The organism is Rahnella sp. GSA61A (assembly GCF_019969905.1).
Taxonomy (GTDB): domain Bacteria; phylum Pseudomonadota; class Gammaproteobacteria; order Enterobacterales; family Enterobacteriaceae; genus Rahnella; species Rahnella aceris.
Genome location: NZ_JAHXYO010000005.1, coordinates 254,802 through 268,834, shown reverse-complemented (window position 1 = coordinate 268,834; position 14,033 = coordinate 254,802). Strand labels below are relative to the sequence as shown.

The 14,033-nt window shown below is 53.7% G+C and carries 14 protein-coding genes; 9 read left to right on the top strand and 5 right to left on the bottom strand.

Going from position 1 to position 14,033, the window contains the following annotated elements; translation table 11 throughout:
- Window positions 1-96 precede the first annotated feature (96 nt).
- The 4 genes from hydN (at window position 97) to LC431_RS09385 (ending at window position 6,247) form a co-directional block, all read left to right on the top strand.
- Entirely contained in the window at window positions 97-642 is a 546-nt protein-coding gene (hydN, locus tag LC431_RS09400; RefSeq protein WP_013574478.1) for an electron transport protein HydN, read from the top strand.
- 23 nt (window positions 643-665) lie between these two features.
- Entirely contained in the window at window positions 666-2,837 is a 2,172-nt protein-coding gene (gene fdhF / locus LC431_RS09395; RefSeq protein WP_015689505.1) for a formate dehydrogenase subunit alpha, read from the top strand.
- Between the two features lie 64 nt (window positions 2,838-2,901).
- Window positions 2,902-5,229, top strand: coding sequence for a carbamoyltransferase HypF (gene hypF, locus LC431_RS09390; protein WP_166859971.1), 2,328 nt, complete (start codon window positions 2,902-2,904; stop codon window positions 5,227-5,229).
- The gene (locus tag LC431_RS09385) at window positions 5,222-6,247 is read left to right on the top strand and encodes a HoxN/HupN/NixA family nickel/cobalt transporter (protein WP_013574475.1); all 1,026 of its coding nucleotides are present in this window, start codon (window positions 5,222-5,224) and stop codon (window positions 6,245-6,247) included. Before hypF ends, LC431_RS09385 begins: the two co-directional genes overlap by 8 nt.
- A gap of 11 nt (window positions 6,248-6,258) precedes the next feature.
- Here the strand turns inward: LC431_RS09385 and csgC are convergent, their stop codons facing one another.
- The 3 genes from csgC to LC431_RS09370 all read right to left on the bottom strand — a co-directional run bounded on the left by csgC (window position 6,259) and on the right by LC431_RS09370 (window position 7,683).
- Complete coding sequence (gene csgC, locus LC431_RS09380) at window positions 6,259-6,588, bottom strand: curli assembly chaperone CsgC (RefSeq protein WP_013574474.1); 330 nt, start codon at window positions 6,586-6,588, stop codon at window positions 6,259-6,261.
- A gap of 90 nt (window positions 6,589-6,678) precedes the next feature.
- Window positions 6,679-7,155, bottom strand: coding sequence for a curli major subunit CsgA (gene csgA, locus LC431_RS09375; RefSeq protein WP_013574473.1), 477 nt, complete (start codon window positions 7,153-7,155; stop codon window positions 6,679-6,681).
- 39 nt (window positions 7,156-7,194) lie between these two features.
- Window positions 7,195-7,683 (bottom strand): curlin, encoded by a 489-nt coding sequence (locus LC431_RS09370; RefSeq protein WP_112151248.1) that lies wholly within the window; start codon window positions 7,681-7,683, stop codon window positions 7,195-7,197.
- Window positions 7,684-8,554: 871 nt separating this feature from the next.
- Between LC431_RS09370 and csgD the strand changes: the two genes are divergently transcribed.
- From csgD to csgG, 4 genes are read left to right on the top strand one after another with little or no spacing between them, the layout of a single operon-like run.
- Window positions 8,555-9,205, top strand: coding sequence for a biofilm master transcriptional regulator CsgD (gene csgD / locus LC431_RS09365; protein WP_013574471.1), 651 nt, complete (start codon window positions 8,555-8,557; stop codon window positions 9,203-9,205).
- Entirely contained in the window at window positions 9,186-9,605 is a 420-nt protein-coding gene (csgE, locus tag LC431_RS09360; protein ID WP_013574470.1) for a curli production assembly/transport protein CsgE, read from the top strand. The genes csgD and csgE overlap by 20 nt, the downstream gene beginning before the upstream one ends.
- A gap of 58 nt (window positions 9,606-9,663) precedes the next feature.
- Window positions 9,664-10,056, top strand: coding sequence for a curli production assembly/transport protein CsgF (csgF, locus tag LC431_RS09355; protein ID WP_369794818.1), 393 nt, complete (start codon window positions 9,664-9,666; stop codon window positions 10,054-10,056).
- A 32-nt stretch (window positions 10,057-10,088) separates the two neighbouring features.
- Complete coding sequence (gene csgG, locus LC431_RS09350; RefSeq protein ID WP_013574468.1) at window positions 10,089-10,922, top strand: curli production assembly/transport protein CsgG; 834 nt, start codon at window positions 10,089-10,091, stop codon at window positions 10,920-10,922.
- Between the two features lie 67 nt (window positions 10,923-10,989).
- On the opposite strand, the gene LC431_RS09345 is transcribed toward csgG, so the two are convergent.
- Window positions 10,990-11,448, bottom strand: coding sequence for a nuclear transport factor 2 family protein (locus LC431_RS09345; protein WP_013574467.1), 459 nt, complete (start codon window positions 11,446-11,448; stop codon window positions 10,990-10,992).
- Window positions 11,449-11,636: 188 nt separating this feature from the next.
- Between LC431_RS09345 and LC431_RS09340 the strand changes: the two genes are divergently transcribed.
- Window positions 11,637-13,442 (top strand): DUF4153 domain-containing protein, encoded by a 1,806-nt coding sequence (locus LC431_RS09340; protein WP_112151249.1) that lies wholly within the window; start codon window positions 11,637-11,639, stop codon window positions 13,440-13,442.
- Window positions 13,443-13,485: 43 nt separating this feature from the next.
- Here LC431_RS09340 and LC431_RS09335 read toward each other — a convergent pair whose 3' ends face one another.
- Entirely contained in the window at window positions 13,486-14,010 is a 525-nt protein-coding gene (locus LC431_RS09335) for a cytochrome b (RefSeq protein WP_037036325.1), read from the bottom strand.
- Window positions 14,011-14,033 lie beyond the last annotated feature (23 nt).

Sequence of the window (14,033 nt, the reverse complement as noted above, 5' to 3'; positions counted from 1 at the left end):
GGAGTCCCGATGAGCTGACATGAGTCAGTGATTCGGGCGAGTGAACGCAGCCAACGCACCTGCGATGTCAAGGACGACGGGGATTTGGAGAGAAAAATGAACCGGTTTATCATCGCCGACCCTAAAAAATGCATCGGCTGTCGTACCTGTGAAATTGCCTGCGTGATGGCTCACAGTGAATCGCAGGATATCTCGCTGCTCAACGCCGCGACATTCGCACCGCGTCTGCACGTTATTAAAGGTGTCAATCTCAGTACACCGGTGATGTGTCGCCAGTGTGAAGATGCGCCCTGTGCCAACGTCTGTCCGAACGGCGCCATTCTTCGCACCGGAGATCATGTACAGGTGATGCAGGAACGCTGCATCGGCTGTAAGACCTGCGTTGTCGCCTGCCCGTACGGCGCCATGGAAGTCGTCACCAAACCCGTTTTCCGCCAGAACGGCGCGGCGATGGTCACCACCTCGGATAAAGCCGAGGCGCACAAATGCGACCTGTGCCACACCCGCGCTGAAGGCCCGGCCTGTATGGAAATCTGCCCGACCAAGGCACTTTTCGCTATCGACCGTAACCACTTACAGGAAATGAACGCAGAAAAACGCCGCCGCGCTGCGCTCGACAGCACCTCCCCGTTGCTGTTTTAACCCCGGATTAAGGAAGCAAGACCATGAAAAAAGTCACCACTGTCTGCCCGTATTGCGGCGCCGGATGTAAATTAAATCTGGTTGTAGATAACGGAAAAATCATCCGTGCGGAAGCCGCGAACGGCGTCACCAATCAGGGCGAACTGTGCCTGAAAGGCTATTACGGCTGGGATTTTCTCAATGACACCAAACTGCTGACCCCGCGCCTGACCCAGCCGCTCATCCGCCGCCAGAAAGGCGGAAAATTCGAAGCCGTCAGCTGGGATGAAGCCATCCGTTACACCGCACAGCGCCTGAAAGACATTAAACAAAAACACGGCCCGCGTTCCATTATGACCACCGGTTCTTCCCGCGGGACCGGCAATGAAACCAACTATGTGATGCAGAAATTTGCCCGTGCAGTGATCGGCACCAATAACGTCGACTGCTGCGCCCGCGTGTGTCACGGCCCGTCGGTGGCCGGTTTGCAGGCCACGCTCGGTAACGGCGCGATGAGTAATTCCATCGGCGATATCGAAAACTCAAAATGTCTGCTGGTGTTCGGCTATAACTGCGCGGATTCCCATCCCATCGTCGCGCGCCGTGTGATCAAAGCGAAAGAAAAAGGCGCGCAGATCATCGTCTGCGACCCCCGCCGCATCGAAACCGCACGTATTGCCGATCAGCATCTGCAAATCAAAAACGGCTGCAACATGGCGCTGGTAAATGCCTTTGCCCACGTGTTGATCGAAGAAGATCTGTATGACCATGACTATGTCGCGAAATACACCGAAGGCTTTGAGGAATACCGCAAAAATGTGGCGGATTACTCACCGGAAGCCGTGGCAGAACAGACCGGTGTTTCTGCGCAGCAAATCCGTCAGGCGATGCGCACTTACGCCGCTGCACCTTCAGCCACCATCATGTGGGGCATGGGCGTCACCCAGTTTGGTCAGGCGGTTGACGTGGTAAAAGGTCTGGCAGGGCTGGCTTTGCTGACCGGTAATCTTGGCCGCGCCAACGTCGGCGTCGGACCGGTACGCGGTCAGAATAATGTGCAGGGTGCCTGTGATATGGGCGTGCTGCCGAATGAATTCCCGGGCTATCAGTCCGTCACTGATCCGAAAGTTCGCGCGAAATTCGCCGATGCCTGGGGCATTGACGTGAATCAGATGGACACCGAAGTCGGTCACCGTATCACGGAAATCCCGCATCTGGCCCTTGAAGGCAAAGTTAAAGCCTATTACATCATGGGTGAAGATCCGTTGCAGACCGAAGCCGATTTAGGTCTGGTGCGCAAAGGCTTTGAAGCACTGGAATTCGTGGTGGTTCAGGACATCTTCATGACCAAAACCGCCGAGCAGGCCGACGTGATTTTACCGGCCACTTCCTGGGGCGAACACGGCGGTGTCTTCTCCTGCGCAGACCGTGGCTTCCAGCGCTTCGAGAAAGCCATCGAACCAAAATATAACGTCAAGCGCGACTGGGACATTATCAGCCTGCTGGCGACCGAAATGGGTTATCCGATGCATTACAACGATAACCAGGAAATCTGGGACGAAATGCGCAGCCTGTGTCCGCTGTTTTACGGCGCCACCTACGAAAAAATGGGCGAACTGGGACACGTGCAGTGGCCTTGTACCACGCTTGAAAGCCCAGGGACGCCATATCTGTATGCCGACAATCACTTCGATACCCCGACCGGTAAAGGCCAGTTGTTTGCCGCACCGTGGCGCGCACCGGCTGAAGTGCCGGACGGCGATTATCCGCTGGTGTTGTGTACCGTGCGTGAAGTCGGTCACTACTCCTGCCGTTCAATGACCGGTAACTGTGCGGCATTGCAAACGCTGGCTGATGAACCGGGCTTCGTGCAGATGCACCCGGTGGACGCCCAGGCGCTGGGTATCCGTGATCAGCAACTGGTCTGGGTGGCATCACGCCGTGGCAAAGTCATTTCCCGCGCCAACTACAACGAACGTATCAACCCGGGTGCGGTGTACATGACGTATCAGTGGTGGATCGGTGCCTGTAATGAACTGACCCAGGACAATCTCGACCCGATTTCCAAAACGCCGGAAACCAAATACTGCGCGGTGAAAGTCGAGCAGATCGCCGATCAGCGCTGGGCAGAGAACTACGCTCATCAGACTTACAGCGACATGAAAGCGCGCCTGCGCAGCGCCGTGGAAGATGTGATCCCGGTGGTTGAGGTTTAGTTTTTAAGCTCCTCCCCCTTCGCAGGGGGAGGAGCAACCCCCCCCTGAGATTTAAGAGGTATTTATGTCTGATTCCGGTCTGCTCATTCGCGTCTGCGGCAAAGTCCAGGGCGTCGGTTTCCGACCTTTTATCTGGCAACTGGCCGACCGTCTGCAGCTCCGGGGGGAAGTGTGTAATGACAGCGCGGGTGTGGAAATCAGGCTGCTTCAGCCGGTCAATCTCGAACTTTTTATTGAACAATTACAGCGCGACTGCCCGCCGCTGGCGCGCATCGACAGCATCAGCTTCAATCCTTTCGACTGGCAGACGCTTCCGCAAAATTTCACTATCGCTGACAGCCGTCACAGCCGGATGGATACGCAGGTGGTGCCCGACGCGGCAACCTGCCCGGAATGCCTGAAAGACATCACCCGCCCGGGTGATCGTCGTTTCGGCTACGCCTTCACCAACTGCACACATTGCGGCCCGCGTTTTACACTGATCCGCGCCATGCCTTATGACCGCCCTTCCACCAGCATGGCGGAATTTACATTGTGTCCGCACTGTCAGCAGGAATATCAGAACCCCGCCGACCGGCGGTTTCACGCACAGCCGGTCGCCTGCCCGCAGTGCGGGCCGCAGGTCAGCGCGACGTTGCAAAATGGCGACATGCTGGCGCAAGGAGATGCGGCGGTGGAATACGCGGTTGCGGCATTACGCGCGGGTAAAATCGTCGCTATTAAAGGGCTGGGAGGCTTTCATCTGGCCTGCGATGCCACGCAGCAAAACGCGGTGATGCGGCTGCGCGAACGTAAACAGCGTCCGTCAAAACCGCTGGCGGTGATGCTGCCGGACATCGGCTGGCTGGCAGAATGCAGCGATGAAAGCCCGCCATTTGCACTGCGCGAAATGCTGGAGTCACCGGCCGCGCCCATCGTACTGGCAACGAAAAGCGCGATGTCGCCGCTGTGCGCGGCAATCGCGCCGGAACTGGACGAAGTCGGACTGATGCTGCCGTTTACCCCGCTGCATCATTTGCTGATGCAGGCAGTGGATACTCCGCTGGTGATGACCTCCGGAAATGCGAACGGTTGTGCCCCCGTGCTGACTAATGCGGCTGCGCTGTTGCAACTCGATGGCATTGCAGACATGTGGCTGTTGCATAACCGCGATATCGTCCAGCGCGCCGATGATTCGCTGCTGCGTGTGACGCCGCACGGTACTGAAATGCTGCGCCGCGCACGCGGCTATGTGCCCGATGCTTTTACGTTGCCTGACGGATTCGATGCCCAGCCGTCGCTGCTGGCACTGGGCGGTGACCTCAAAAATACCTTCTGTCTGGTGCGCGGTGATCAGGCGATTCTCAGCGCACATTTCGGGTCACTCACCCGCAGCGATATTGCCGGACAGCAGCAGCAGGCGATTGAACATTTTCAGCACCTTTATGACTGTATGCCGCTGGCGGTGGCCCGTGATGCACATCCGGCGTATATCAGTCATGTGCAGGCGGAAAGTCACGGTGTACGCATGATTGATGTTCTTCATCATCACGCTCATATCACCGCGTGTCTGGCGGAACATCACTGGCCGCTGGATGGCAGCAAGGTCATCGGGCTGGCGCTTGACGGGCTGGGTTATGGTATTGCTGACGATAAAACCGGTGCCCTGTGGGGCGGTGAGTGTTTACAGGTGGATTATCTGCACTGTGAACATTTAGGCGGATTGCCTGCCGTTGCGCTGCCGGGTGGCGACCGGGCCGCGCGGGAACCGTGGCGAAATTTGCTGGCGCAGTGGCAGGCGTTTGTGCCGGACTGGCAGACACGCCCGGAGGCAAAGGTGTTGCAGGCATATCCGTGGTTGCCGCTCTCCAGAGCCATCACCGCCGGGATTAATGCCCCGCTGGCGTCTTCCTGCGGGCGCTTGTTTGATGCCGTCGCCGCCGCACTCGGCTGTACGCCTGCGCAACTGAGCTGGGAAGGCGAAGCGGCATGCCGTCTGGAAGCGCTGGCACAACGTGCACAGGGTATTTCGCATCCGGTCACGATGCCACTGCGGCATACGCCGTCGGGCACTTTTCTGGATTTAGCGACGTTCTGGCAGCAATGGCTCGGCTGGAATGCCACGCCTGCCGCACGGGCTTTCGCTTTTCACGACGCGCTGGCGCAAGGCTTTGCCGCCCTCGCCTGCTACCACGCGGTGAGAACCGACACCCGCACGGTCGCACTGGGTGGCGGCGTGCTGCACAACCGCCTGCTGCGCCAGCTTTTACATCATTATTTAGCCCCCCTTCGCGTGCTGATGCCGCAAAACGTGCCCGCCGGAGACGGCGGGCTGGCTTTGGGTCAGGCCGTTATCGCCTGCGCCCGTCTGCAATTTTCTTCTGGTTTTAACAACAAGGACTCCCATGATTAACCGTGATTTTTTTCACACGCACCGTCGTGCTTTCTGGCTGCTGATCGGGCTGCTGGCAATCAATTTACTGGCCTGGGGCTGGGCACTGGTGGTGTTTCGCCACAATGCGGCGCTGGTGGCGGCGGCCTTGCTGGCTTACGGTTACGGGCTGCGTCATGCCGTCGATGCCGATCATATTGCAGCTATCGATAACGTTACCCGCAAGCTGATGCAACAGGGTCAGCGTCCGGTGGCCGTCGGGGCATTTTTCTCCCTCGGACATTCCAGCATTGTGGTACTGGCCTGCGTGGCGATCGCCGCAACGTCACTGATGTTTGGCAACAAAATTGGCTGGTTGCACGATTATGGCAGCACCATCGGCACGATGGTTTCCGCACTGTTTTTACTGATGATGGCCCTGCTGAATGCGCTGATCCTGCGCGATGTTTACCGCCGTTTTCAGAAGATCAAACAGGGCAAAAGCTTTCCGGACGCCGGAGAAACCCACGCGATGCAGGGAGGTGTGATGAGCCGGTTATTCAGCTTTGCGTTTAATCTGGTGAATAAAAGCTGGCAGATGTATCTGGTGGGATTTTTGTTCGGGCTGGGTTTTGATACCGCCACGGAAATTGGCCTGTTGGGGATTTCCGCTGCGGGGGCCTCTTCCGGCATGTCCGTATGGAGCATTCTGGTATTTCCGGCGTTGTTCGCCAGCGGCATGGCACTGGTCGATTCGCTGGATAACTTTGTCATGGTCGGCGCTTACGGCTGGGCGTTCGATAAACCGGTGCGAAAGCTCTATTACAACATGACGATTACAGCCACCAGCGTGATGATCGCTCTGTTGATCGGCGGCCTGGAAGCACTCGGACTGATGGCCGATAAACTGGATTTACACGGCGGAATATGGGCGGTTGTCGAACGCCTGAATGAGAATATGGGCAGCGTCGGCTATGCGGCTGTGGCGATTTTCGTCGTGTTCTGGGGCATCTCTGTCCTTAATTATCGCCGCAAAGGCTATGACAATCTGGCGGTGTGATCCGCCCGGTATCAGGCGTCATTCGGCAAGGTAAGCTGCTTTTCCAGACGCAGTTTGTCGCCGTCTGTAATGGTTATCATAATTTGTGTTTTCCCGCCGGGCTGGACGGCAAAACGCATCTGTCCCAGAGGCTGTGGCTGATTGGCGGAAAGATTCACATTGTGGCTCTGGCGGCTGGTGCTGGTGCCTGCGGTGCTTTCCTGCAAAACAGAAACCGCCACCTGACAGGAACAGGCTTTGGTGAGACTGACCATCGGGGTAATAACATAATTCTGCGCCTCGTTGTGCGTATCAAACCAAAGCTGGTTGGACATCACGGCGGCGATCAGCAGTAAGTGCATAGCGTTTATCCTCAGGGTTCCGTCGAAAAAAAACAGGGCTAGTGCCCTGTTCTGCTTTACTCCTCCCCTTCGCAGGGGAGGGAACACTAATCAGTTTTGTGACGCGTAGGCCAGGTTCGCGGTACCGACCTGAGTAATGCTGGTCAGAGATCCATTGGCACCTTGTGAAGCCTGGGCATAGTTGCCTGAACCGTTCTGGGACACGAGCACTTTGCTGCCGTTAGCGCTCTGAGAAACGTTAGCGCCGTTGTATTCACCTTTTTGTACCACACTGATCAGGCTGCCATCACCGGTCTGAGTCGTCCCGGCGCTATTTCTGTAGCCATCCTGACTGATTGCGGTCAGCGATTTTTGTGCGCCAGATTGAGTGGCATTCGCCAGGTTTGCCGTGCCCTGCTGGTAAATCTGAATTTCAGAATTCCACTGAGTGGCAGTGAATGTCGGCACAGTTGATGAAGGTGGATTATGACCGTGGTCAGAGCCACCCCCGCCATGACCAGGACTGGTTGCAAATGCACTGCCACTGACGACTAAAGCGGAGACTGCCACAATTTTCCAAAGTTTCATGATGCTACCCCATTGGTTTAATATCGGATGTTTGGTGTGTTAATGCTGTGTCACTCTAATCGCCATTCCTGACGAATTTTGCACGACGCCGCTGCTCTGGTTCGTACCATTCTGGCGAATTTCCGTCACACTCCGGCCTTTTTGCAGAATGTATGCGGTATTGCCAAAATTCTGTTGCGTAATGGATGCATCCCCGCCACCGGTTTGCGATACGTAGGCGAAATTATCACTGCCGCTTTGGGATATATCCGCGTTATTTCCATTACCTCGCTGATTCACCAGCGCAGTATTCTCTGACCCGGACTGACGGATAACGCCGGAATTTCCAGAACCCGTCTGATAAGTGGTGGCCAGATTGTTATTACCGTTCTGATAAATCACTGACGAATTCCCCGATGAATTCCTTACGCCAGCAAAAATCTGATCCGGCACCTCAGAATTCATTTCCGGATAGGCCATATCAAATTGCTGTGCATGAATGCCCCAGGAGGTTGAAAGTAACGCCAGGGTCAATAAAGTCTTTTTCATTTCGTCACCCTGTATATACCGGCACCACACTTTGCTTACCGGCTAATTGCTGCTGACGAATTGATTATGGTGTTTGCTCAAAATAAGGAACTCACCCGCTCGTCGTATTTTAATTTCAGACGTCATCAAAAAGCATGAGGCGGTATTTATCATACGGATTGACCAGCGCGTCTCAGTAAAAGGTCAGCACGGCTAATCAACCCATGGCATTAATCCTAAAGTTACAGAGCAAACCGTTTTAAATAATCACACAAATGCAACTATTCTTAATTCTCTCTGAAACTAAAACAGCCCTAAAAGAGATCCCCCGCACATTTCCACCCCTTAACAGTCGCTTAAAAATGCCTTCCCGCTGCCTTGCGGCGCGGTTTAACAGGGCATAAAGAAGCCTGCAGATGTGCTCACCTAAGTAAAATCAATACGAAAAGATAAACCAGTTTGAGTTATTTAAGGCGAAATACGCAGCCGGCTGGTGTTTGAGCCCCCTTAATTCGCAGCGCTATCTGACAAATATGCTGTCTTAACAAGGCCAAACGTTAAGATAGTGTAAATTTATTACTTAAGCCCTCTTTAATAGGGCGGAATTTAATTTCCCGGAATACATAAGGAAAGCTTTATACATTTTCAGTTACATTTTGAAACATAAATAAGCCTTGCGTAAGGTAAACCAAAAGCTAAATTGAGTCAGTACCGCACATAAACCACCTGAAAATATTATGTGCCTCAGGTTGTGAATATTTGCTACTTTCAGATATGCACAGCAAACATACAGCTATAGATTTAGCAAAATAAAATCTCAGTCTATTCCGTGCCTTTTCAATATTCAGGCAGTGGCAGACTGTGGCTATAAAAATCAGGGCAGGGTTTCATTATGAGTAATGAAGCAGCAATCAATAATAATATTCTTTTATTAGTGACCAAACCATCATTACAAGCCAGTGCTTTATTGCAACAATTAAAACAGCAACTTTGTGTCAATACCCGGCTGCATAATATCCATAAATCACTTGAGGATCAGGCGCTTCAACAGGCATTAATTCTCTTCGATATGATGGAAGCCGATCGCCGGACAATTGAACTGTGGCAAACCGCTATTAACCGCTATCACGACAACGTGAAGTTATTATTATTAAACACACCTGATAATTATCATTTTCGGGAAATTGAAACCTGGCCGGGGATCAGCGCCGTTTTTTATCTCTCCACTGACGAAGAACATCTGGTGGAAGGGATCAGAAGCGTGATCCGCGGAGAATGTTACTTCTCTCAGGGCTTCGCCAGTTACCTGATCAATCAGTCCGGTGCTTTCCGTCATCTTCACTCAGAAGAAACCGGCCTGACCCATCGTGAAAAAGAGATCCTCAATAAGTTACGTGTGGGCGCCTCGAACACGGAAATCGCGCGTTTGCTGTTTATCAGCGAGAACACCGTCAAGACGCATCTCTATAATTTATTTAGAAAAATCTCGGTTAAAAACCGTACCCAGGCGGCGTCCTGGGCGAATGACAATCTCAAGCGCTGACATCATGACTATTTGCATAAAGGGCTTCTGGCTCTGGCTGGCGCTGTTATGCGCCACCTGCCTGCATGTTCAGGCTGCGGATATAAAAGACCCGGGGCTTATCACCGACAGAACCGTGACATCGGTCGGCCACGATTTTTACCGTGGCTTTACCGGCAAATGGGAACAGAACTACCCGGAAACCATCACCATTTCAGAAAGGCCCAGCGCCCGCTGGGGGAGCTGGATCACCATAAAAATAGGTCAGGACACCCTGTATCAGACTTTGCTGTTTCCCAACCGGCGCAATTTTAATAAGGACGTCGATACCGCCATTGCCGGTGTAACCGAAGCGTTATCACGGCGGCAATTAGACAAAGCGTTACTGGGCACCGGGGATCTCGCCCATGACGAATTTTAATGCACAGCCTCTTAAGGAGAGCATCGTGAATATTCCAGTCTCAGCTTCGCGTTCAGTCATGCTGCTGGCATTGCTGACGGCGTCCCCGGTTTCCTGGGGCGGCAATATGGTTTTCCAGTTCATCAACCCGAATTTCGGCGGCAACCCGAATAATGGCGCGTTTCTGCTCAACGAAGCTCAGGCGCAAAACTCCTATAAAGACCCCGATGCGTATGACTTCGGGTCCACCTCGACGTCTGCACTGGACAATTTCACCGCCTCGATTCAGTCACAATTGCTGGGCAGCCTGATGGGCAACGTCAATCAGGGAAAACCGGGGCGGCTGGTAACACAGGACTTTATCGTGGATATCCAGAATACCGACGGACAGCTGGTGATGAATGTCACTGACCGCAAGACCGGTAAAATTTCCACTATTCAGGTTCAGGGTTTGTCCGCCACCACCAACTGATTCCGACGATCAATAAAAACAGGAACGACATCATGCGCAGCTATTTATTACTCATCGCAGTTTTTGTGTTGAGCGGGTGCCTCACAGCAGCACCGAAAGAAGCCGCAAGACCGACATTATTGCCCCGGGCGCCAAGCTATACCGATCTGACGCATTTGCCTTCGCCGCAGGGCCGGATTTTTGTGTCGGTCTATAACATTCAGGATGAAACGGGCCAGTTCAAACCGTATCCGGCCAGTAACTTCTCGACCGCCGTGCCACAAAGCGCCACAGCGATGCTGGTATCGGCACTCAAAGATTCAAAATGGTTTATCCCGCTGGAACGTCAGGGGCTGCAAAACCTGCTGAACGAACGCAAAATTATCCGTGCCGCGCAGGAAAATGGCAGTGTCGCGATCAATAATCAGCGGCCACTTTCCTCGCTGGTGGCAGCGAATATTCTGATTGAAGGCTCGATAATCGGTTACGAAAGTAATGTGAAATCAGGCGGCGTGGGGGCGCGGTATTTCGGTATCGGTGCCAGTACGCAATACCAGCTGGACCAGATAGCCGTGAACCTGCGCGCTGTCGACGTCAATACCGGCGAGGTTTTATCTTCCGTAAATACCAGCAAAACGATTTTGTCGTATGAAGTGCAGGCCGGGGTGTTCCGCTTTATCGATTATCAGCGGTTGCTGGAAGGCGAACTGGGCTACACCACCAATGAGCCTGTGATGTTATGCCTGATGTCGGCGATTGAATCCGGCGTGATTTATCTGGTGAATGACGGTATCGAACGTAACCTGTGGCAGTTGCAAAACCCGTCGGAGATCAACTCACCCATTCTGCAACGCTATAAGAACAACATTGTCCCTGCCGAATCCTGATGAGAGGCAGTTGGCGAAGGGGAACCGTGGGTTGAAACGGTTTCCCTTCTTTTTTTATCCGACAATCTCAGGTTTTGCTTTCCTCGCTTTTCATCACCTGCCGGTAATTATTCACCCGCTTTTTATCCTCAAGATTAAAGTCCGGATCGAGATAAATGCTCAGCCGTTTGATCAGCAAATCTTCAAAGACAAAGACAGTGCAGAAATGATGGCTGCCGACTTCGGACGTCGGCCAGCGGTCACCGTTTTGCATCACGCCGCGCATCTGCCCTTCCAGCACAATGGCATCTCCGTCACTCAGAAAGCGGAAAGCGTTCTGAATATGTTGGATCTTGTCGATTTCAAGCGCAAAGCGTTTACCCAGTTCCCCCAGTGAAGACTTTCCCTGCGCAGTGCCAAATTTCGGAAAAAACAGCACCACATCTTCAGCAAAGAGATCCAGTAAAGAGGCATCTGCCTGATCCAGTTTGGCGTAGAAATTCTTAACAATTTCAATGCGCTTTTCTTTCAGTTCATGTTCTGCCATTTTCACCTCGAAATTCTCCATCCAGTCCATAAGCCTAGTGACTGCCGCTGATTTTGCCAGTTATGAAGGGTCGCTCACAAAACGCTGAGGCCGCTCAGGTGAAGAGTTTTCTGCACCGGAAGCCGGAACCCTCTACACTGGCATGCGTTTTTAACAACATGTCCTCTTACACTTTCGGAGAGTCACGGATGTCTCAGTTCAACAGAGCAGGTCGCGCGATGCCGCCTCTGCCCGTTCCCACCCGCTGGTTAATCCTTGCGATTTGCCTGTTGCAGGGGTTCCTGCTGTATTACTTCTTTTCAGATCACGCGGCCATCAGATATGCCGGGTTCTCTCATAATATTTACGGCCAGACTATGGCATTAACATTACCGGTGCTGATTTCTCTGTCAGTAGTACAGCCTGGTGATCGCCGGTTCTGGGGCGGAACGGGGTTACTCATCCTGTTACTGGCGGGCATGGCAGCCTGGGCGAAAAGCAATATCGCGGCAACGTCCGGGGACAGCGTGATGGTGCCGTTTAACCTGTCGCTGACGCTGCTGGTCTTTTTTGTTTTGCCGTGGCTACAGGTGCAGGCGTTCCCGGCAGAAAGCCGTTACCGTTACGCCAACCTTTCCGCCTGCTACAGCCAGAATACGCTGTGCGCCATGCTGACGTTGCTGATGATGCTGCTGGCCGTTGGCGTGATGGCATTATGTGCCGGGCTGTTCCGGGTGATCGGCATTGAATATTTCCATGAGCTGTTTTTCGATACGCCGCTGTTTATGCATCTGGTGTTCGGCCTGCTGCTGGGCATCAGTATCGTCACCTGCCGCACGCAACCGGCGCTGATGAATACCACCCGCAATATCATCCGTTTTATTCTCAAAGGCCTGCTGCCGCTGGTGGCGTTCGTTGCGCTGATTTTCCTGTTCGCCCTGCCGTTCACCGGCCTGACGGTGTTATCGCAAGCCTGGTCCGCAGCCAGTTTGCTGACCACCATGGCGCTCGGCATTCTGCTGCTGGTTAACGTGGTACGCGAAACCGATCACGCTGAAAAACCGTATCCGCGGGCGATCCGTTTGCTGGTGAATGCGGCGATTTTACTGCTGCCGGTGTATGCCGTGCTGGCGCTGTATTCCACCGGCCTGCGCGTTTCGCAATACGGCTGGACGCCGCAACGTCTGTGGGCGGTGCTGGTGATCAGCGTGACGCTGATCGCCGCCCTTTGCTACAGTTTTTCGGTGATCGATAAACGCCCGGACTGGCTGCCGCGTATTACCCAATTCAATAAGCCGTTGTCGCTGCTGGTGGTCATTCTGTTGATGGCGGCCAACAGCCCGCTGCTCGATCCTTACCGTATCAGCGTCAACAATCAGATTGCGCGACTCGACAGCGGCAAAACGCAGGCGAAGGATTTCGATCTGAAGATGCTGCGTTTCGATACCGGTCGCCGTGGCAACGAGGCGCTGACAGCGCTGCAACAACACCCCGCGTTTACTGCCGATCCGCGCCTGCAGGTCACACTGAAAAATATGATCGCGCAGACATCACGCTGGGGCGCTTACGATGATAAAGAGCATGCTGCACTGGCGGAAAATTATCGCGTGGAAGATGCTAAGAAGATGATTCAGCTCGCGAAAGGCGCGGTATCCCCCGACGACACCTGGTGGAAAAACCTGCCGCAGCTGGATGAATACCGCAACACACTGCGCGACTGTCACAGCCTGCAGGGCGCGTGTATCGTCAATACGCTGGATTTAAACAACGACCGGCAGAAAGAAGTTTTCCTCTGTAATACGCTGGATACGCCTTCCGTCAACTGCCGTATTTACGCCAGACAGGCCGGGAAATGGGCGCAAACGGGAGAACTTTATCTGTATGAAGAAAAGGATAACCCTGCGCTGATCACTGCCCTGCGCAACGGCGAGGTCAAACCGGTAACGCGTAAATGGGCTGACGTACAGATTGACGGTAAACGCCGGGTCATTCATTACAAACACGACGAAGAATAACCGCCTCCCCTTCACCGGCAGATTTCTGCCGGTGAATCCCGCTTTATTTTCCCGGCATCATGCGCAGTAAGGTGTCATCTTTGCGCAAGTAATGATGATAAATCGCTGCCAGCGCGTGCAGGCCAATCAGGTAATAACCGCAGTTTGCCAGGAACTCATGCGCCGTTTTCACCGTGCGGCGTACATCGGGATCCGGCGTCACAAACTGTGGCACCGGCCAGCCGAATAAAAACCACTCCCGCCCGCCAAACTCCAGCGTCAAAATCCCCAGCACCGGCAACGACAGAAACAGCAGATATAACACCCCATGCACTGCATGGGACGCGGCTTTTTGCCAGCGCGGCACGGGCGGCGTGATCGCCGGTGTCGCATGGCGGGTCCGCAGGAAAATGCGCACAAACATCAGCAACCAGACACAAATCCCGAAATTAAAATGCAGCAAACGCACCAGCGGCTGATTATCTTCAGGGAAATAATCACGGGTCAGCATCGCCGTGTAGGTCAGAATAATCATCAGTAACGTTGCCCAGTGCAGGCTGATCTGCGACAGCGAATAACGGGTTTTCATGAGTAATTTCCTCGCCGGAGGAT